The following is a 19,781-nucleotide window of genomic DNA, read 5'->3' as shown; positions in this document are numbered from 1 at the left end:
ACCGCACCGCCCTGTGGACCCTCACCAGCACCGGCAGCGGCTTCAACGCCCCGGTGCGCAAGTGGGACAACACCGAGACCGACGTCAAGAGCTGGGACTGGGACCGCTCCAAGCTCAGCTCCGGCGACTACACCGGCGACGGCAAGGCCGACATCGGGGTCTTCTACGACAACGGCCAGGCGTCCGACGGCACCAACAAGTCCGCATGGTGGACCTTCGCCAGCACGGGTGCCGGGTTCGGCAACCCGCAGCGCAAGTGGGACTCCGGCACCGACAGCTGGAACGCCGAATCCGTCAAGCTGACCTCGGGTGACTTCGACGGCGACGGCAAGACCGACGCCGCTCTCCTCTACAACTACGGCCAGCACACGGACGGCACCAACCGCACCGGCCTGTGGAAGCTCACCAGCACCGGTTCCACCTTCAAGTCGCCCGTCTTCTCCTGGGACAGCGACGACTGGGGCAGCTGGAACTGGTACCGCAGCGACCTCGCCTGACCACCGGTCATCGACCGGCACCTCGGCTCCGAGCACGGTGACGCGGCGGGCTGCTCCAGCCGCGACCGCCCGAACCTGTTCCAGGCCGTCGGCGACGAAGACGACGTCCTGCGACCGCGGCTTCGTACCGTCGAGGTCCGTCCAGCACCACGGGACAGAGATCTCCTCCACAGGTGTGCCGGCCGTCGGCCCCTCTCGGAGGAGATCGGCGATGCGGGCCGCGTGGGGGCCGGGTTCACCGTCTGCGTGCCCGGCCCCCTGCCTACCGCCGCTTTCGCCGCGGCGTTCACGGCCGCGCTCGTCCTGCCGCTCTCAACTGCCCAGCGGCCGACGACGGCGCGCTCAAGAGGTCACCGTGTCCTCGCTGCTCGCGGCTCGGCGCGGGTCGTCACCGTCGGTCCGCTGCCAGGTCAATCTGACGGTGAAGTTCCCCTCGGCCGCCGTCTTGGCGATGACCGCTCCGGCCTCGGCGTTGATCTTCACTCCGAGTTCGACCTCGACCGTGCTGGGCGGGCTGGGAAGTGTGGTGAGCCGGTCCAGAAGTGACGCGGCCGCGGCACGCACCTGGTCGAAACTCTCGGTCAGCGTCCGCGTGGCGGTTCCCGCGACCTCGCCCGGCCGAGCGGCACGCACGATGCCCGAAGTGGCCGCCTCGACTTCCATCATCACCCGTGCGGCACCGTCCGACTCCTCGGAACCGTCCAGTGACACCCAGATCAGCTGGGCCTCGGCCATGTGTCCTCATCCCTTCTCACACAGCGCTCCCCGGTACGCACCAGGGGGCAGTTTCTCCTCAGCGGCCCGCGGGAGTGTCTCGTCGCCAAGGCTGCCGCACAGGTGCGCCATCCACCGCTTCGCCTCAGCGGCCGACGGGATCCGGGCGGGCTTGCCGGTCTCACCGATCCTGTCGGTGCGTGTCGGCAGCCGGCGCAGCGGACCGCCCTTGCCGGAACCGACGACGGCGAGCACGCCGGGGTAGTCGTACAGAAGCGCCGACAGGCCGTCGCCCGAGCCAAGCAGGTCGATCCTCCACCGGCTGCCCACTGTGACGGGGCCGTCGCCAGGGGAACCGCCGGACGCGGAGGGCGAGGGGGACTGGGAGGCTTGCGTGTCGGATGCGGCATAGGCCAGCACCCGTGAACCGTCGGCGGACACGGTGACCCCAGTCATCAGCACCTGCTGCGACAAACGCTCCTGCCGGAGAAGTCTCCCACCCGGCAGTTCGCGAAGAGCCAACCGCTGCTCGAGCTTCGCGCCCTTGACGAAGGTCTCGCCGACGACCACCCGGGTGAGGTCCGGGCTCACGTCCACCGTCACGGTGTGCGCGGTCGATCCTTTCACGCCGACCAGCTCTCGCCCGTGCGGCGCCGCCCCGGTCAGGTCCCACACCTTCAGCGACGTCGTCATGCCGAGGGAGGACGCTCCCTGGACGCCCTCGGTCAGCGTGATCAGGCGTTTCCCACCGGCGTCCAGCCAGAGCGCGCTGACCGACTCCGGCAGGCCGGGCATGATCTTCTTGATCCGTCCACTGGCCGTGTCCCAGAGGATGAGCCGACCGCCGTCGCCGAACAGCCCGGTCTGGCCCACCAGCACCGTGCCGTCGGGGGAAAAGCCGAGTCGCGCGTACTGCGTCGGCACGGTGAAGCCTGGAATGTCCGGGAGTTCGAGTTCGAACAGATCCAGGCCGGGGAATCCCGGTACGTCTCCCGCTTGGTCCGGGAACGGATCCCCTTTCCGAGGGCGTTCCAGTGCCCGGGTCTGCCCGGTCCGTACGTCATACAGACGCACCGGCAGGCCGCCCGGGTCCGCCGGAGACGACAGCCCGGTGCCGGAGCCCGGGAAGAGCGGTGTCCCGACCATGGCCACCAGGGAGCCGTCCGGGCTGACCGCCGTGACGTCCGCTTCGCGGCCGACGGACAGCCGGCGCACTCCCGGGCCGTCGGCGCGCTTCAGCACGATCACCTTGCCGTCGGCGGCCCGTGAGACGATCACCCGTCCTTCGGCGTCGGTCACAGAGGAACTGGCCGACGATCCCAGCGGCTCGGTGAGGAGAGCGCTCGTCGGTAAGTACCGCGGGGCGACCACGTCGGCGAAGCCGTACCGCGCGTACATCTCGCCGAGACGCACCCGGGTCTGCTCGGTGTCCCGCGTGCGGTAGGCGCGCAGGGCCAGCAGTAGCGCCGTGTACTGCGACCCCTGATCGGTGGGGTCGGCCAGAACCTCGGCGTCGCGCGACTGCTGCAGCAGGACCCGGGACGCCTTCGTGGCCGAGTCGTTGCTGGCGTCACGCTCCCGGGCTTGGACCTCCAGCCCCGCGGCTCCCACGACGAGGCCGAGCACCACGACGAGGGCTACGATCAGCGTGCGGCGACGGCGTGCGCCCCGGACGCTCGCCTCGATGTACTCCTTGTCCGCTGCGAGCAGTTCGTCCTGCCGGCGCGCGTGCCAGTTCCGTGCGTCGCGCAGATCTGCCCCGCGCAGCAACCGGCTGCGAGGGTGCCCGTCGGCGGCCCACTGGGCCATCCGCCGTCGTAGGTCCTCCTGCCAGAGCCGGAAGCCGCGGTCGGCCTCGAAGAAGTCGCGCAGCCGGGCCCAGTGCGTCAGCAGTGTCTCGTGGGCCAGTTCCACGGTTTCCTCAGGCGAGCCGTCGCCGATCAGATGCTCCTCGCCGGGCATGACCAGGCGGGTGGTCATCAGCCGCTGAGCGATACGCCACTGCCCTGGGAGCAGTTCGGAGCGGGTCAGGGTGCGGCGGGTGGGCGCCACCCGGTCGTCGCCGGGGTGGACTAGCTGGACGAGCAGGGCGCGGGCGGCCAGGCGCTCCTCCTCGGTCAGGGCACCGCTCCAGATCTGCTCCGCGTGGGTGACCAGCGCGTCGTTGACTCGACCCAGGGACTCGTAAGCGGCGTGCCCGATGACGCCTCGCTGCTGACGCTCCCAGAGTTTGGTGAGGGTGAACTCCAACAACGGCAACCGGCCTGGATCGCTTCCGAGATCCCCCAGAATCCGTTCCACCAGACCCGGTTCGTAGCGGACGCCGGTGTGGTCCAGCGGACGCTCGACGGCAGCGCGCAGCTCCTCGTCCGACATCGCGCCCACGGTGAACAGCCGCTCGCCGCCGAACAGCGGAGCGAGCCCCGGGTGGTTGAGGGCCGGCGTGAGGAAGTCAGCGCGCAGGGTCGTCGCGACCTGCAGCCTGGAGCCGGGGCGCAGAGCATCGCCGAGTGCGGCCGCCAGTGCGTCCAGCTCTGCCTTGTCCGTACCGATGAGCGCCTCTTCGAACTGGTCGGCGACCACCAGCAGCCTGTCCCTGCCCTGGCGGGCGAGCAGCCGGTCGACGACCTCGGGCATCCGGCCCTCGCGCAGCAGGTCCGTCAGTCCCGGCAGCTCGTTGAGACGCGCGGTCTCGGTCAGGCCTGGTTCCAGACGCGGCAGCAGTGCCAGGGCCAGGGCGGCGAGCGGACTCCGGCCGAGCTGCCCGGGCCGGAAGAGCACGATCTCCCGGTCCCGCCGGGTGCGCAGCCCGGGCAGCGCTCCGGCATGCAGCAAGGAGGATTTCCCGCATCCGGACGGGCCGACCAGGCTGATCGCCGGTGCGTAGCCGAGCAGGTCGACGATGCGTCGGGCCGGCTCCTCGCGGCCGTGGAACAGCCGGGTGTCGCGCTCCTGGAAGGGTTCCAAGGCCCGGAAGGGGCAGGCCGGCAGTGCCGTATCGCCCAGGGCCACCGAATTCTCGCGCAACGTCTGCGTCGGGATGAGGTAGGCCGTGCGGACGTCCGGCCTGCCGTCCGCGGCGACGACCATGCCGACCACACCGCCCTCGGCCACGTCCCAGACCGGTGCGCCGGAGAAGCCGGTCTGCACGTGGTGCTCGCTGGACGGATCGGTGTCGTACTGCAGCCAGCCGGCACCGGTCCGTCCGCGCAGCCAGCCAACGCTCCAGGCGCCGTCGTCGTAGGCGGCAGGAAAGCCGAAGGTGCGCACCCGACGATCCGGACCGGCCACGTCCTCCACCAACCGGGCCACCGTCGCCTTGACGGGCGGGTCGGTGAGCAGTCGCAGGACGGCGACGTCACCGGACCCGTCGCCCCGGACCGGGGTCCACGACCCGATCCGCACCTCTGTCCGCCGACCGGGCTCCGCCAGGGGGAAATCAATCCATAAGCGTCCGGCGGGCGGCTCCGTGAGCATGTCGGACGGTGCGCCCATCGCTCTGGCCACCACATGGGCACAGGTGATCACTTCACGGTAGCCGGTGAGGAACCCGGCCCCCTCCGGTCTGCCGTCCGCGTTGAGGATTCTCACCACCGCCGCGTCACTCGGCGCAGCACCGCCCTGCTTCATGATGTCCCCCGATCATCCGATCAACAGCTCGGCCGCCACCGAGTGGTTGACGGGACCAGTGTGACTTCCGCCATCCGGCACGGCAATCACTTACGACGCCACGGGCGGAAAGCGGACAGCACTGTCCGGAACTCCCGATGGACGGCGGGCAGTGCCTACACCAGGACGGCGGGGACGGCGTCCTCGGCCGTCCGGTCCCCGTCCAACAGAGCGGCGACCATGCCTACGTGCTGGTCGGGGAGCTGGCCGGAGCGGTGCCGGTGGCGGACCTCGGCCAGCCAGGAGCCGATCTTGAGGACGTCGCCGTCGACGCGGATCGTCTCGTGGGCGGCAAGATCGCGGCCTTCCCGGTGCAGGAAGAGCTCCAGGGGCTGGACGGCTGCGCGAAGGCGCGGTGGGCGGGGGCGAGCGGCCTGTGGGGCTGTCAGCATGGCAGAGGGCCGGGCGTGCGGGCACTGGGCCGGTGGGATGTCCCACGGGACGGGAATTCAGCGCCGAGTGATGTCCGCGCCGTGAGAACGGTCAGCAGAGCGCCCGGACGCGTACCCGCGTAGCCGCGCGGCGTGGCTCGGTCGAAACCATGCACGGAAGCGGCAAGCGGCCGACCGCGCACACTCGCGGGACGAAACAGCCCAGCTCGGGTGCCGTTCGGCTCGCGTACCGCTGATTGGTGGCATCCTGCTCGGCTGTAGCGCGGGCCGGCAGCATCGACAGCCGACTTCGAGGAGTCTCCATGGCGAAGCGAGGACGTGCGTCACGACGGCAGCGCGCTGCGGGCGAGCTGCCCGCCGGGCTGCGGCCTCTAGCCGGCTCGCCGCCGGGAGGCCGCCGCAGCGCTCGCAGGCGGCAGCCGTGCGGGCCGCTGTGCGCGGTGCCGGCCAGGCGCGGCGGCGGACCTCGTCGGGCTGCGAGCAGGTGCCGGCAGCGAGCAGGCGGCGGGCGACGGCCATGAGCACGTCCGCTCAGGGCCGCCGGAGGCCGGGGTGGTGCGGCTCGAAACGGGTTCGGGCAGTCGGCCGGTAATCGGGTTGAGCTGGTGCCGGTGAGCGGAAGAGACTTGCGCGGTGATCATGGAGCTGTCCCCCCGTAGTCTGACCTGGGACGAGGTGGATCCGGCCCGTCATCCGTTCGACAGCGGGTCGGCGGCGCGGGTGGTGAGGTCGCTCGGGCCGGCCGGGCGGGTGCCGCGGCGCCCCGACGTTGCGCCGGGTGACCTGACGACCCTCAACGAGTGGGGCTGGGAGGAGGCCGGACCCTGGGCCGACGCCATGACGTGCGCCCTGGCCGAGCACTACGGCCGTTGGGTCATCGGCTGGCGGTGGGCGCACGACGAGGGGGATTTCGACGGAGGGCCCGTCGGCAGCTGGTCCCGCGCCCGGTACTCGGTCACCACTGCTGACGAGACCCTGGACCGTGTGACCGCGGCGCTGTGCGAGTGGCGCGAGTGGCTGGAGAGTCTGGCCGCATGGTTCGACGCCTACCCACTGGACGTGGCCGGCATCGACGACCAGCGGATCCTGTGGGACCGCACCGCCCGCAACCTGATCCTGCACGTCACCGACCGCACCGGCTGCGGCAGCGCCTGGTACGGACACTGCCACCAGGTCCTCGCGTGGTTCCTCAACAGCCGGGGCGTCGCGGACGACGAGGCCTGGCACCTGGTGGAGCATGCGGTCGGCGGCCGGTTCAAGAGCTGGACCGGCCCCGACCCGGTCCTGGTCGAGGACATCGCCGAACGGCTCGCAGGCTCCGTCCACCCGGACACGGCCGCCCAGGCCGCCGAACCGCCGCTGCCCGACCACCTGGAACGCTGGCTCGCGGTGCGGGAAACCGTGCCGTGGCACAAGGCCCGGAACAGCAGCGGGGAAGGACCGGTGACGCCGGTCCGTGACGGAGCGACGCAGGAGATCCGCACCTTCGACGCCGTCCTCGACCCGGCCCGCGGACAGGGCCTGCTCACCGCCCTTCAGCTGATGCGGGCCGACGCCACGCGCGGCGCCCGGCTCGACTTCGGTCTGCTCCAGAGCTGGCAGCGGCACGTCCTGGCCACGCCCGGGCCGCCGCCGTTCCGTAGCCTGCCCGCCTTCGCCAAGGGCGGCCTGGAACGGTACGGCATCGGCCCCGACACCCGCGCCCGCCTCGATGTCTGCCTCGCCCACAGCACGCAGGACGCCGCCCGGCGCCTGCCGCTGACCGTCCGGGCCGCGCGCGCCTTCCTCGACGTCTGCTTCTTCCACCCCTTCGACGACGGCAACGCCCGCTCCGCCCTCCTCACCTGCCTCTTCGTCCTGGCCCGGGAAGGCGTCGCACTCGACAACGTGCGACTGCTTCGCCGGGTCTCCTTCCAGGCCGACGAACCACGGGACGCACTGACCCTCGCCGGGCACCTCGACCTGGCCCTGAGCGAGACCCGGCGAAGTGCCGCCGAATCGGCCTGCTGGGACCGGGCGCACCGTCGGCTCGCCGACTGAGCGGGCAGAGCCACGCGGGGGCTCGCGTGGAAAGCACTGGGCCATGACCTGGACGCTGCCGGAGCCCATGCTCGCCCCCACCCACGCCGGATGCGGCGCTGCCCGAGAACTGGGCGGCGGAGCCGAGATGGGACGGTTCTCCAAACACCTCAGATCTGTCTCATCGGACGGGCTGGCGTGTGATGGCCCTCCCCCAAGCGCTGGTCGTTCGAACGGTGATGCGTCTGCTGTCCTTCGTGACAAGCGACCGGATGTACATGTCGCACGTCATCCGTCGAATCGGCTCCACTCGATGTCAGCGCTCAGCAAGGGCTGCAAACGCTGCCGTGTGTAACGCGACCCATACGTCGATCCCGTGGTCTGCACCTCCGTCCGATGCGGACATGACGAGTCCGGGTGCTACGTAGAAGCGGGTCGGAACCGGCCGTCGTCGCCTGCCCGACGTGGCCGGTGCCCAGGTACAGCAACTCCTTTCCGACGCGGACCACCAGGTGGATGGGCAGCGCCCTCTCGTCCGCGCCCGCTCCTCCTCGTCGGCCCACGAGGCGGTCCATCACCGGTGCCGATGCTGGGCCCACCAGGCGGACCTCCTCGGCGTTCCACACGCAACTCCGGTCCAGCCAGTCGCCCGCCTCCGTGATGACTACAGTCCCCGACGGGCCTATCGCGACGGTCGCCCCGCCGACCGTGAAGCGCTCCACGGTGGCTGTGCTCCCCACCAGCGTGCCGATCTGCGCCTCATCCGCGAGCACTGCGGGAGACATCGCCGGACCTTGATCTGTCATGGCGGCATTCTCGCTGTTGATCCCGTGCGCCATCAGGGCGGCTGGAGCAGTTCGCCCCGTAACAGCGAGCAGGCCACAACGGATGCGCCCGCCGACGGTTGGAGACGGGGCAGCAGATGGAGGCGTGCAGGCGAGGACTGCTCCGCCGACCGGGCGCAGGCCGCGCCCCGGGGCCGCATCCCCAAAGACCTACATCCGCCTGGCCGATGACACGAGCCTGCCTCTCGCGCTGCAAGACCGGCTGATCCGCGAGGGCGACGAGCTGACGCCGGACAACCCGTTCGACGCCCGCACCCTGGCGGGCAGCCACCTGAAGTGGCTGGCCGACCCGGTGCCGACCGCCCGCATCCTGGGCGAACTCGCCACGCCCCCGTCCCCGTCCGCTCCGGCGTGACCGGACTGGCGTCAGCCGCGGAGAGCAGGACGATTCGCGGCCGTCATGTGGCCGGTGACTGGGTTCTCCCCTTGGGCCGCAACCCTGGGCTCGCGACCTGGTCATTGCGCTGCGAGAGCTGTCCGGCGTGAAAGTGGCCGGCATGCCGGGCTTCGGCAGGACCATGCTCGCTGTGTACCGAACCCCGCTCAACATGGCGAAGCGTCAGCGATCGGGGCAGTCGACTACGTCGAAGCCCGCCCTGACCGAAGAGGGCGCGACAGCCAGCGACTTCCGGTTCGCGCTCCCTCCAGATGTCGCCGTGGGTTGTCCGTTGATGCGTTGCCGGACCATCCGGTTGGTTTCGGCTGCACTCTTCGAGATGCACGACGAATCGATCGCCTTGCCTCGCCGCCCCCGAAGGGGATATGGGTGATATCTACCATAAACTCTCTTTAGTTCGTGAGCGCTACCCAACGCACCGAGATGCAACCGCCAGTTGATCGCCAACACCATGACGGGGGACACTACTTGGCGGATGTGTGTCCCCGACCCAGTGGCACTCGCTTCGGTATCCTCCCGTGCAGGTCGTCAGAGGCCATTTACCCAAGGATCAATGGGCAGTTGACCTCAGGGTTTCGTGGTAGCGTCCTGGTTCGGAGGGACAGTGCAACCTGAAAGGGAAATCGTGAACACGGAGAAGATCGCCGCTCGCCGCCTCTCGCTGGAAGAGGTGACGAAGCTCGGCGTGAAGGACAGGCTCTTCATTTCCGCCGACACGGCAGAACTCAAGCTTCCCGACTGCTATGTCCCTGCTTTTCTGACCAAGCCCGGTGAGGATTTCGAGGGCGGCTCGATCACGGCGAGAACCGTATTCCAGGAAGAGGTCTCCTGCCTTCCCGACGACGAGAATGAAGCCGGCGTCTACCTGGCCGATGAGAACGGCTCGGTGACCATCGAGGTCCTCCAGTCCGCCGGTGTCGTGCTGGACCTGGCACTTTTCGTCCCTGGCGGGGACAAGGGGGCCCTCACGGCCCTTTACGCTGCGGCCCGGCAGGCCTTCGGCGCCGACGTCGTGCAGATCTGGCGTCAACGCCTCAAGGAGGTTCCCGACGTGAAGGTCGACATCTTCGAAGAGCAGATTCCCCGGGGGCGCAAGGGGAACGACAGCCCCAAGCGTGACCGTCGCGCGATCGACACCTACCCCACCCGTGCGGACTTCATCGAGTTCTCCGCGGGGTGGAAGCCGGTCGTCGAGATTCACAGGCCGATCGTTGACGACACCCCGACCATCTGAGCTCGACGCTCAACCTTGATCTTTCGCGAGGGCCCGCCGACGGAGTCGGTGGGCCCGTTCGCTTTCCGGAGCTGAGGGTGGGCAGGACGGCGGCCCGGTTGCCGCGTCGGGTGGGCGCCGGGTTCCACTGGCGACTGGCCGGTGAGTGCGACATGGGGGAAGGCGGCGGTGTACTCGTGCTGCTGCGACGCACCTCAGTTCCTGATGAGAGGCTCGTAGGGGCAACCCTCCGGCGTGAGGATGAGCACGAAGTCCTTGCCCACCCGAACGGCCACCTCCCGCAAGCGGGCCAAGGCATCGGCCGCGTCCGGAAGGTCGAGGCCAAGGGCTGCGGCGGCACGGTCTCTCCGGGCGACGAGGTCCGGCATGTCCTCCAGGTATTCGGCCGCGAGCTCGCGACTTTCCTCGTCTGTGAACGCTTGGCAGTCGCGCCACCACGGAGCGACCAGCAGCAGCCGCAGGAGTTCGGGCAGGCCGATCGCGACCAGAGCGGCGCCCCCTTCGGAGTCGGCATAGAGGATAGGACGTTCTTCGCCGCCTTCACCGCAGAAGAAGAACGTTCCCCCGGCACCGTCGCCGGCGAACCCCTCAAGCGCGGCACCCGAGGCGAGGTGAACTTCCTCGACATGGTCGCCTCGGTTTAGGTCGAAGTCACCCGGCCAAGCAAGGAAACGGGAAGCTTCGTCCTGCTCGCGGACGGCATTGATCAACGATTCCATGGGCCGCAGCCTACGGCCCGCTGGTTGACAAGGATCATTGGGAATCAGTCACACCGGTCCCTCAGACAGGTTCTGGAAGCGGACCGAGGTGCTCGATGACACGCTCACGCAGAAGGAGGTACTCCTTCCAGCGTCGGGGCAGCGGGCCCGGTGGGCGCTCGACGTCACGGGCAGCCGTGACGGTCTGTCCGCGCTGGAACTGCTCGCGTGTCAGGTCGAGTTGCCAACCGCTGGGCAGCCTGTTCCACCAGTGGAAACCATGCTGGGTCCCGTCAAGGTGCACTTCACCGACCATGAGGACGCCGCCGAAGATGTCGTTGACGATCAAGGCAGTGATGTCGCAGTGTCCCCAGGCCGGGTTGTGCGACTGCCAGTCGGCCCGGTCGTCGGGCGAGCAGGTGTCGGCGGCCCAGCTGGCTCGCAGGGCCTTGTCGAGATCGAGCAGGTTCCACGGAATCATGCCGCCAGCATCGCAGCCACCACTGACACCGGCCCCGCCGAACAGGGGGCGAACAGTCACACCGGACGGGGAGATCAACTGTGGGCTTCGCCGTCTCACGGATCCGCGCGGAGATCCCGGAACAGTCCATGAGGTCGACGGTGTTGCAGACGTGCATGGCGATGACGACGACACCGCCGTCCGTCACCTTCTACGACAGCATCGGCGACGTCATCCGGGCGGACGCAGGGCAACGGCTGCTTCACCTCATCGTGGGACCGGGCACATAGCTGGACCCATGGTGACCGCACCGCAGTTCATCAGGGCCGGCAGAACGGCCGGACGCTGAGCAGTTCGGTCCTCAGCACCGGCGTGCCGTCGACAGGCGCCGGGTCCTGCGTAGTTGGCTCGATTCCGCCGCCAGCGACCTTGTCGAGCGTCTTCAGGCCGGCGGTACCGACCGTGCCGAACACCGTGTAGTTCGGTCGCAGCGCGGAGTCGCCGTAGACGACGAAGAACTGTGAACCGTTCGTGTTCGGCCCGGCGTTGGCCATCGCCAGCAGACCGCGCCCGTAAAGGCGACGGACGCCGGTCGGATCGCTCGGTGCCGGCGGCAGGTCCACCGGCAGCTCGTCCTTGTACTCGTACCCCGGCCCACCCTCGCCAGTGCCGGTCGGGTCGCCACACTGCAGGACCTTCAGCGTCGGATACGCCGTCAGCCGATGGCACACCGTACGGTCGTAGAACCGGTGCCGCGCCAGGTGCAGGAAGCTCTGGACCGTGCACGGCGCCTTCGCCCGGTCCAGACGCAGCGGAAGCGGGCCCTGGCTGGTCGGGACGGCCATGTCGACCGTGCCGTGGCTGGGGGTGTGCCGCGGATCGGGCGGCAGGGGAACCGGTCGCGCCGCCGGCTCGTTCGGTGTCTGGGTGTACTGGCAAGGACCGTGCGTGATGCGCGGCGGGGCATCGGAAGCGGAGGCGGTGGTGCTGCCCGCGGACACGACCAACGCTGCCGCCGCCAAGGCGGTCATGAGAGCTCGGTTCATCCTGCACACCCTCCAAAAGATCGTCAGACTCCGGAGCGGTCGCAGTCTAAAGCGCGGCCCGGCGGACGAGTACCCGTCCGCAAGCCACATCCGCTCCCAGCCTTGCGCCCGGCCCGCGGACCGCTTCGCTCGGACGCGGCACAGCATCGGTCGACCGATCGGGGCATCCACCCGGTGCACGACAGACGCTTCCCGAACCCGGTCGAGCCCTCCCCGGTAACGGGACCGCTACCTGCCCCGCACTTCCAAGGTGAGGGGCTCTGGTTGGGGACGAGCGCTGCCCGTATCATCCGCGCCGGAGGCTCCCGGCCGGAGGGGAAACACCAGATGGGACGAAGGAAGCTTCTGCGGGGCCTGACCCTCGCCGTGGCAGCGGTCCTGCCCCTGTGCGGGTCCTCGGTGGGGCAGGCGGTGCAGTCCGCGACCACCGCGGTCGCGGTCTGCGGGGGGCACACGAGCGCACAGCCCACGCTCGGCCGTGACTGGTGGTGGGAGAACGGCACGGTCTGAGGCCGCTCTCGGAGAAGCGGAGCCCCGGGTGCTGCCGCGGCGGCGCCCGGAGCTCCTGCGAGGCCTCGGCCACGGCGCCACCGCCATGCTCTTCGAATGCACCGTGTGCGGCACCCGCCTCCCAGAGACGGGTGTCCCCGCTCGACACCAGATAGCCAGAGCACGGATCGTCCACGCTCGGGTAGGGCGTCGCGCAGCCCAGGACCGTGAGGTGGACGCGGACAGCGGGACGCTCGGCCCGCTGCCCGCGTCATGTGCGGCTGGATGACGTCGATGCGATCTCGATCTCGCGACCTCACGCCGATCGCAGTGAGGACCTGCTCACCGCCTGCCACGGTGCCCTGTACGCGGACATTCCCCTCGCAGCACCGATCCTTCTCCACGGCTCCGACCTGGGCACACGGTGGGACCTGTCAGGGACGCTTGTCGGGATGGACGAGGTCGGCGAGTTCGCTCCCGTCGCTGAAACCCGGGGCGAGTCGGGCGAGGGTGCGGAGTCGGATCGCGTAGGCGTGACGTTGGGTGTCCGTGCCGTGCTCGGCGATGGCCTGGGCGAGCCGGCGGGCTTGGTCGGTATCGCCGTCGGCTGCGGCGATCACGGTGGCGAAGAAGGCCCCGGTGGTGTCGGTGAGCAGGTCCGGGTGGGCGTGCAGGATGTGACGCAGACGCGGGAGGGCGGCCTGATCGATGGCGGTGAAGGCCTGTTCGGCGGCGACATCCCGCTCCGTGACGATCTCGTAGACCTGATGGGGAGGGAGGTCGTCGGTGAGCTGGAGGATCGCGAGATGCAGGCGTGCGGGGGGCGCTTCTGCTGTGGCGAGCAGCGCCCGGGCTTCGGGGGTGCGCAGCTTGCCGCTGTGCTCGTCGAAGAAGCTCTTGGAGTCCGCCCAGGTGGGAGTCGCAATCCACTCCAGAAGCAGTTGGCGAACGTCGTGGTCGTGCCTTCCGCGGTCCAGGACGGTGTCGATACCGTCGGTGTCGACCTGGCCGAGGATGCTGGTGAGGCTGCCGATGGCCGGGCTCTCGGGGAAGAGGGCATCAGCCAGTTCCAAGTGATGACGGAAGCCCGGCTGCCGGAGCCGGTCGGCATGCGCGCGTAGGAAGGTTTCGGCGCTTGGCCAGTCGGCGGCCTGAACCCACTGGTTGAGAAGTGCCACCACGTCGTCGGGCAGCGGGGCGACGGCCCAGTCGGGAAGCCGCGGATCTTGGATGCCGAGGCTCGCTGCGGTCACCCGGACCTGTTGCCGCGCCCGGCCCAGCAGAGATGGGCTGCCGCCTGCGCAGGCCAGCGCCGCCCGCACGAGTTGGTCGGCTGCAGGAGCAACGGCAATGTGTGCCGCGAGGTACATGGCGTAGTGGGCGCGAAGTTCCGCCTGGGCGAGTGGCATGAGTTCCAGGTCGGTGATGGCCCCCTCCCAGGCAGCAAAGGTGACCTCAGTCTTGCTCTGCTGGTCGGAAAGGTTGTGCAGGGACGTGGCGAGGTTGGGGAGGTAGGCGGCCGGGCTGGCCTTTGCGAGGGTGCGGTAGTGGTCCACGGCTTCGGTGACCGAAGCCAGTGCCGCCTGCCGGTCCCCGGCCTCGCTCTGCTGGACGGAGAGGTTGTTCAGGGACGTGGCGAGGTTGGGAAGGTAGGCGGCCGGGCTGGCCTTTGCGAGGGTGCGGCGGATCTCGACGGCTTCGGTGATCGAAGCCAGTGCCGCCTGCCGGTCCCCGACCTCGCCTTGCCGGTTGGAGAGGTTGTTCAAGGACATGGCGAGGTCGGGGAGGTAGGCGGCCGGACTGGCCTTCACGAGGGCTCGGTAGTGGTCCACGGCTTCGGTGACCGAAACCAGCGCCGCCTGCCGGTCACCAGCCTCGCTCTGCTGGACGGAAAGGTTGTTCAAGGACATGGCGAGGTCGGGAAGGTAGGCGGCCGGACCGGCCTTCACGAGAGTGCGGTAGTGGTCCACGGCCTCGGTGACCGAAGCCAGTGCCGCCTGCCGGTCACCAGCCTCGCTCTGCTGGACGGAGAGGTTGTTCAAGGAGCCGGCCAGGACCGGGAGGTAGGCGGCCGGACCGGCCTTCACGAGGGCGCGGCGGATCTCGACGGCTTCGGTGACCGAAGCCAGTGCCGCCTGCCGGTCCCCGACCGCACCCTGCTGGACGGAGAGGTTGTTCAAGGACATGGCGAGGTCGGGGAGGTAGGCGGCCGGACTCGCCTTCACGAGGGCGCGGCGGATCTCGACGGCTTCGGTGACCGAAGCCAGTGCCGCCTGCCGGTCCCCGACCGCACCCTGCTGGACGGAGAGGTTGTTCAAGGAGCCGGCCAAATCGGGGAGGTAGGCGGCCGGACTCGCCTTCACGAGGGCGCGGCGGATCTCGACGGCTTCGGTGACCGAAGCCAGTGCCGCCTGCCGGTCCCCGACCGCACCCTGCTGGTTGGAGAGGTTGTTCAAGGACATGGCCAGGTTGGGGAGGTAGGCGGCCGGACTGGCCTGCGCGAGGGCGCGGTAGTGGTCGACGGCCTCGGTGACCGAAGCCAGTGCCGCGTACTGCTCCCCGGCCTCACCCTGCTGGTTGGAGAGGTTGTTCAAGGACATGGCCAGGTCGGGAAGGTAGGCGGCCGGACTGGCCTTCACGAGGGTGCGGTAGTGGTCCACGGCCTCGGTGACCGAAGCCAGTGCCGCCTGCCGGTCCCCCACCGCACCCTGCTGGTTGGAGAGGTTGTTCAAGGAGCCGGCGAGGTCGGGAAGGTAGACGGCCGGACTGGCCTTCACGAGGGTGCGGTAGTGATCCACGGCCTCGGTGACCGAAGCCAGTGCCGCCTGCCGGTCCCCCACCGCACCCTGCTGGTTGGAGAGGTTGTTCAAGGAGCCGGCGAGGTCGGAAAGGTAGACGGCCGGACTGGCCTTCACGAGGGTGCGGTAGTGATCCACGGCCTCGGTGACCGAAGCCAGTGCCGCCTGCCGGTCCCCGGCCTCACCTTGCCGGTTGGAGAGGTTGTTCAAGGAGCCGGCCAGGTAGGGGAGGTAGACGGCCGGGTTCGCCCCCGCCAGGGTGCGGCAGATTTCGACGGCTTCGGTGATCGAAGCCAGTGCCGTCTGCCGGTCCCCGGTCTCACCCTGATGGATGGAGAGGTTGTTCAAGGACATGGCCAGGTTGGGGAGGTAGACGGTCGGGTCGGCCTCTACGAGGGTGCGGTAGTGGTCGACGGCTTCGGTGATCGAAGCCAGTGCCGCCTGCCGGTCCCCGGTCGCGCCCTGCTGGACGGAGAGGTTGTTCAAGGAGCTGGCCAGGTCGGGGAGATAGGCGGCCGGATTCGCCCCCGCCAGGGTGCGGCGGATCTCGACGGCTTCGGTGACCGAAGCCAGTGCCGCCTGCCGGTCCCCGGTCTCACCCTGATGGATGGAGAGGTTGTTCAAGGACATGGCCAGGTCGGGGAGGTAGACGGTCGGGCCGGCCTGCGCGAGGGCGCGGTAGTGGTCGACGGCCTCGGTGACCGAAGCCAGTGCCGCCTGCCGATCCCCGACCTCGCCCTGCTCGACGGAGAGGTTGTTCAAGGAGCTGGCCAGATGGGGGAGGTAGACGGCCGGGTCGGCCTGCGCGAGGGCGCGGTAGTGGTCGACGGCCTCGGCGACCGAAGCCAGTGCCGCCTGCCGGTCCCCGGCGGCAGAGTAGCGATTGCCGGTACGTAGAAGCTGGTCCGCAAGCTTGGCCGGCTGCGTGGTGTGATCGGACCGCAGAAGTGACAGGCGTCGAAGGTCCGTGTGCAGGCCGAGCTGAGGCAGGCCGATCGCGGTGTAGGGGATGGCCCTGGAGAGGTCGTCGAGCCAGGGCACTGCCGGGTCGTCGATGAGCTGTCCGAGGGCGGCCAGCGCGGTGCCGCCCTGTTCCGCGGCGACTTGGAGGACAGGCTCCCAGCGGTCTGCTCCGGCGCTGACCCAGGCCGCCAGCATGCGTGCAGCGCTGCCGGGCGCAGCTGCAGCGGCGCGGTTGAGCTGACGCAGGGCGGCCAGGAGGCGGTCGTCCTCGAGGCCGTCCAGGATGCTGGGAAGCAGGTCCTCGTCGTCGCGGAGTTCATGGAGAGTCAGGTGGTCGGCGATGGGGTCCGGGCGTAGGACGAGGGGCTCGCCGGGTCCGGGTTGCAAGCAGGTGGTCAGGGTGGTGCGGATGGTCTCGCGCCATTGTGGATCGTCGCGAAGATCATCCACGGTGCGTAGTGCGGCGTGGACTTCTTTGCGGGTGGTGGGCGCGCGCAGGATGAGGCTGGTGACGGACCGGTTGAGGACCTCGAGAGGAGCGTCCGCGTCTTTGGGCAGGCCGGCGATTCGGTTGTACGTCTGGGCCCAGTAGGCGCGTTCGTGGCTGAGGACCTCCTCGTAGAGGTCCTCGCGTGTGGTGGGGCGCCGACCGGGGCTGCGGGCGACGAGCAGGGCCAGCAGGATGTGGTCCAGGGTGGTCCAGTCTGCGGGTGCAGCCCGCTCAGCGGCCTCAAGGTCGAGGTCGGCGTCGGGGCCGTGATGGAAGGCGCGCGCAGCGCGGCGGAAGATGGCGGCGCCGGCGGGGTGTTCGGGCGGCAGGTGCAATAGGGCGCCCTCGCGGACCAGGTGCCCGTCACGTTCCCACGCTTTGCGTAGCTTGGTGAGCCACTGGCCGTTGATGGCACGCGCAGTCAGGATGACGACGGCGGGCGCGGCACCGCGCTCCATGCGACGTTTGAGGATGGCCAGCAGGTGCTCTGCGTCGGCGGTGCGGGCGTCTGCGTAGTCCAGAACGATGAGGGTGGGGGAGACGACGGTGCCCAGCCAGTCCCGCCCGGTGGTGTGTTCGCGCAGGTAGCCGGTGTACCAGCCCTCGCGGGTGGCCAGTTGGTGGGCCAGTTCCAGGGCGAGGCGGGTCTTGCCCGCCCCGCCGGCGCCGTGGATGACGGTGACTCCGGTGTGGGGTCCGGCGGCCACGGTCTTGCACCAGTCGGTGAGAATGGTGAGCTCGTCACGGCCCTGGAAGGGCACCACTGCATGCTCGGCGCGCAGCATCTGCAGAGGTCGGTGTACCTGCGGGTCCAGTTCCACGTACGGCGGGCGCAGTGGTTGGTCTTCGGGCCGGTGGGCCGGGGTGTGGGTGTCGCGCTGGCGCCAGGCGCGGCCGACGTCGACGGCCAGGCGCCAGGTCCATTCGCGCGCGTAGCGGGCTCCGGCGCGTGCGGCTTGGGCGAAGGTGGCGCTCGTGCCGAGGATGGGCGAGGAGGGCAGGGCGTGCGCGACGCCGACGGGGTCCAGCAGCAGCAGCGGGCGCGGCCCGTCAACGTCGGTCTGGACCAGTTCTTCCCAGCCGTCGGGGCGGCTGGTCCATACGTCGGCGTCCGGCACCCGGATGTCTTCGAGAACGTCGGGGTCGATGGTGTCGATCCACACGCCGAGCAGGGCATGGGCGGCGCGGCCTGCTTCAGGCGCATCGAGGAGGAGAACGAGGGGGTGCAGGCCGGAGTGGAGGCAGGCGCCGGCCAGGGCCAGGGCGAGGTCGAGGCAGGTGGCGTGCTTGGGGCACCACAGGACCTCGCCGGGCTGGCGGATGACCTGGCGGCCGGGGTCGTCGGAGGGCGCCTCGTGGGAGTAGGTGATCCCGGCACCGGCCAGTGCCTCATAGACCCCCCGAACCTGCTCGATCCGGCTGTCGGCCGGGGGACCGGGCAGCGGGAGCAGGGCAGCGACCTCGTCGGGCAGCACGTACTTGGCCAGTGCAGTCGTCTCGCCCTCGAGGGACCAGCGGGGCCAGGAACCGGCAGCGTTCATGGGGCCACCACCGCGATGGTGTCGGAAGCGGACAGGTCACCGACTCCGGGCACGGCCCGCGCGCTCACCCGCATGTCGTACAGGCCGGGCTCCTGACCGGGCAGTTCGGTGAGGTAGCTGCCCCGCTCCTCGTCCCACTCCAGCCGCACTTCCGCGACCGGGGCCCGCGGACCTTGCACCGGGCGCAGGGTGGCCCAGACGGCGAGCGCAGCCGGGTCGGTGGTGGCGTCCTGCGGCAGACTGTCACCACGCAATCGCACCTCCAGAGGGATGGCGGAACCCTGGATGTGGAGTTCCTCCACATCCAGGCCGAGTGCGGCCTGGCGTTCCTCGCCCCGGGCCGCGGTCAGCCTTTGCCGTTCCTCATAGACCTGTACCAGGCCGGAGACCCAGTCGGCGGAGACGATGGAGCCATGGCGGTCGCGGGCGCGCCAACCGAAGGTGTCGTGGCCGTCCATCTCCACCGGCACGGCCGAAATCGCCGGCACGGTGCCGTCGCCGTGGTCCTTCTCCCAGCCTGCCAGGTCCAGCCAGCCCGGCAGCTCCTTGTTGATTTCCAGCTTGCGGCCGTCCCACACGGCCGAGCCCTTGGTGGTGTGGCTCCAGCCCAGCCGAGGTACTACCTGAGGTTCGGCACCACTGCGAGGTATCGCCTGCCAGGCCTGCTCGATCTCCTCGTGCAGCGCGAAGCCCTTTTCCGCCAGCGGACGCAGGTCGTCCAGAGGCAGGTCGTGGGGGTAGAGGGGAGCCGTGGCTGCGGTGTCCCAGATCATCGGGTAGCGGGGCAGCAGCTCGGCCACCGACGGCCACTGGCGCAGCAGATCGCTCACCGCGTCCAGCCGGGCCCCGGCCAACCGTACGCCATTGGCCAGTACTTCCAGCGCCTTCGGGGCGCCGCGGTGGGGCGTGCCCAGTGTGATCAGGGACCGGCACAGCGGCCAGCCCTCCAGCGGGCCCAGCCAGTACCGGGCGACCAGACCACCCATCGAGTGGGCCACCACTACGATCCGCCCCATCTGCTCGGACGGGGCGAGATCTTTCAACCGGTCATGGGCGTCGGCCGCAAGCAGTTCCGCGGCATGCCGGACACCCAGGCGGAAGTCGTAGGGAAAGAGCACCACGTTCGCGGCCGGGTCCCGCCGATCGGGGTGCCCGGTGTCGATGACCGTACCGGGCAGGGCCTGGAGGTTCGCCACCAGCCGTTCGTAGCCGGGGACCACGGTCCAGCCCGGCAGCAGCCGCTTGGAGTGAATGAGTCCGGTCGCCCGCAGCGGCTCGTCCACCGTCAGCCGACGCGGCTTCGCCAGCAGACCGGCGATGTCGCCGAAGCCTGCATCCCACACCACCTTGGCAGGCTTCCCACCCTCTTCAGGCCGTTCCAGCACGCTGCCGCCGATTCCGGGCAGTACGTACACCAGATGTTTGCGCCCCATCCCCGTTCCCCTCCCCCGCACTGCGCGCCTGAGCGTCGTCTTCTGGCCGCCCGCCCGCACCGGGCATCAGGCACGTGCCGCGGTTCTCCCTTCTAC

General features: G+C 69.8%; 12 protein-coding genes and 2 pseudogenes. 6 read left to right on the top strand and 8 right to left on the bottom strand.

Annotated elements, in window-relative coordinates:
- A pseudogene (locus tag ACF061_RS37315) lies at positions 1–497 on the top strand (esterase); the annotation flags it as partial.
- Positions 498–839: 342 nt separating this feature from the next.
- Here ACF061_RS37315 and ACF061_RS37310 read toward each other — a convergent pair.
- From ACF061_RS37310 to ACF061_RS37300, 3 genes are all read right to left on the bottom strand, one after another.
- Complete coding sequence (locus ACF061_RS37310; RefSeq protein ID WP_392271463.1) at positions 840–1,232, bottom strand: CU044_2847 family protein; 393 nt, start codon at positions 1,230–1,232, stop codon at positions 840–842.
- 6 nt (positions 1,233–1,238) lie between these two features.
- Entirely contained in the window at positions 1,239–4,802 is a 3,564-nt protein-coding gene (locus ACF061_RS37305) for a trypsin-like peptidase domain-containing protein (protein WP_392271462.1), read from the bottom strand.
- A gap of 194 nt (positions 4,803–4,996) precedes the next feature.
- On the bottom strand, positions 4,997–5,272 hold the full coding sequence (locus ACF061_RS37300) for a hypothetical protein (RefSeq protein ID WP_392271461.1): 276 nt from the start codon (positions 5,270–5,272) through the stop codon (positions 4,997–4,999).
- A 639-nt stretch (positions 5,273–5,911) separates the two neighbouring features.
- Here ACF061_RS37300 and ACF061_RS37295 point away from each other — a divergent pair.
- The 3 genes and pseudogenes from ACF061_RS37295 (at position 5,912) to ACF061_RS37285 (ending at position 9,767) form a co-directional block, all read left to right on the top strand.
- Positions 5,912–7,312, top strand: a complete 1,401-nt coding sequence (locus ACF061_RS37295; protein ID WP_392271468.1) for a cell filamentation protein Fic — start codon at positions 5,912–5,914, stop codon at positions 7,310–7,312.
- A gap of 926 nt (positions 7,313–8,238) precedes the next feature.
- Positions 8,239–8,491, top strand: a pseudogene (locus ACF061_RS37290) (alpha/beta hydrolase); the annotation flags it as partial.
- A gap of 667 nt (positions 8,492–9,158) precedes the next feature.
- Entirely contained in the window at positions 9,159–9,767 is a 609-nt protein-coding gene (locus ACF061_RS37285; RefSeq protein WP_392271460.1) for a hypothetical protein, read from the top strand.
- A 194-nt stretch (positions 9,768–9,961) separates the two neighbouring features.
- On the opposite strand, the gene ACF061_RS37280 is transcribed toward ACF061_RS37285, so the two are convergent.
- Together ACF061_RS37280 and ACF061_RS37275 are read right to left on the bottom strand one after the other, a co-directional pair.
- Entirely contained in the window at positions 9,962–10,486 is a 525-nt protein-coding gene (locus ACF061_RS37280) for a hypothetical protein (protein ID WP_392271459.1), read from the bottom strand.
- A gap of 61 nt (positions 10,487–10,547) precedes the next feature.
- Positions 10,548–10,946 (bottom strand): hypothetical protein, encoded by a 399-nt coding sequence (locus ACF061_RS37275; RefSeq protein WP_392271458.1) that lies wholly within the window; start codon positions 10,944–10,946, stop codon positions 10,548–10,550.
- Between the two features lie 128 nt (positions 10,947–11,074).
- On the opposite strand from ACF061_RS37275, the gene ACF061_RS37270 reads away from it, so the two are divergent.
- Positions 11,075–11,215: a hypothetical protein gene (locus ACF061_RS37270; RefSeq protein ID WP_392271457.1), complete on the top strand. Its 141-nt coding sequence runs from the start codon at positions 11,075–11,077 to the stop codon at positions 11,213–11,215.
- Between the two features lie 30 nt (positions 11,216–11,245).
- Here the strand turns inward: ACF061_RS37270 and ACF061_RS37265 are convergent, their stop codons facing one another.
- Positions 11,246–11,956, bottom strand: coding sequence for a peptidylprolyl isomerase (locus tag ACF061_RS37265; protein WP_392271467.1), 711 nt, complete (start codon positions 11,954–11,956; stop codon positions 11,246–11,248).
- Positions 11,957–12,298: 342 nt separating this feature from the next.
- Between ACF061_RS37265 and ACF061_RS37260 the strand changes: the two genes are divergently transcribed.
- Positions 12,299–12,481, top strand: a complete 183-nt coding sequence (locus ACF061_RS37260; RefSeq protein WP_392271456.1) for a hypothetical protein — start codon at positions 12,299–12,301, stop codon at positions 12,479–12,481.
- A 413-nt stretch (positions 12,482–12,894) separates the two neighbouring features.
- Here ACF061_RS37260 and ACF061_RS37255 read toward each other — a convergent pair whose 3' ends face one another.
- Together ACF061_RS37255 and ACF061_RS37250 are read right to left on the bottom strand one after the other, a co-directional pair.
- Positions 12,895–18,252: a hypothetical protein gene (locus tag ACF061_RS37255; protein ID WP_392271455.1), complete on the bottom strand. Its 5,358-nt coding sequence runs from the start codon at positions 18,250–18,252 to the stop codon at positions 12,895–12,897.
- Entirely contained in the window at positions 18,249–19,685 is a 1,437-nt protein-coding gene (locus ACF061_RS37250; protein ID WP_392271454.1) for an esterase/lipase family protein, read from the bottom strand. The genes ACF061_RS37255 and ACF061_RS37250 overlap by 4 nt, the downstream gene beginning before the upstream one ends.
- Positions 19,686–19,781 lie beyond the last annotated feature (96 nt).

The organism is Streptomyces sp. NPDC015220, from assembly GCF_043079345.1.
Classification (GTDB): Bacteria; Actinomycetota; Actinomycetes; order Streptomycetales; family Streptomycetaceae; genus Streptomyces.
This window is presented reverse-complemented; position numbering and strand designations above follow the sequence as displayed.

Bases quoted from the DNA above. Each gene is read 5' to 3' on its own strand.
- ACF061_RS37270 (WP_392271457.1), top strand. From the start codon at position 11,075: ATGAGGTCGACGGTGTTGCAGACGTGCATGGCGATGACGACGACACCG.
- ACF061_RS37265 (WP_392271467.1), bottom strand. From the start codon at position 11,956: ATGACCGCCTTGGCGGCGGCAGCGTTGGTCGTGTCCGCGGGCAGCACC.
- ACF061_RS37300 (WP_392271461.1), bottom strand. From the start codon at position 5,272: ATGCTGACAGCCCCACAGGCCGCTCGCCCCCGCCCACCGCGCCTTCGC.
- ACF061_RS37295 (WP_392271468.1), top strand. From the start codon at position 5,912: ATGGAGCTGTCCCCCCGTAGTCTGACCTGGGACGAGGTGGATCCGGCC.
- ACF061_RS37280 (WP_392271459.1), bottom strand. From the start codon at position 10,486: ATGGAATCGTTGATCAATGCCGTCCGCGAGCAGGACGAAGCTTCCCGT.
- ACF061_RS37275 (WP_392271458.1), bottom strand. From the start codon at position 10,946: ATGATTCCGTGGAACCTGCTCGATCTCGACAAGGCCCTGCGAGCCAGC.
- ACF061_RS37310 (WP_392271463.1), bottom strand. From the start codon at position 1,232: ATGGCCGAGGCCCAGCTGATCTGGGTGTCACTGGACGGTTCCGAGGAG.
- ACF061_RS37255 (WP_392271455.1), bottom strand. From the start codon at position 18,252: ATGAACGCTGCCGGTTCCTGGCCCCGCTGGTCCCTCGAGGGCGAGACG.
- ACF061_RS37250 (WP_392271454.1), bottom strand. From the start codon at position 19,685: ATGGGGCGCAAACATCTGGTGTACGTACTGCCCGGAATCGGCGGCAGC.
- ACF061_RS37260 (WP_392271456.1), top strand. From the start codon at position 12,299: ATGGGACGAAGGAAGCTTCTGCGGGGCCTGACCCTCGCCGTGGCAGCG.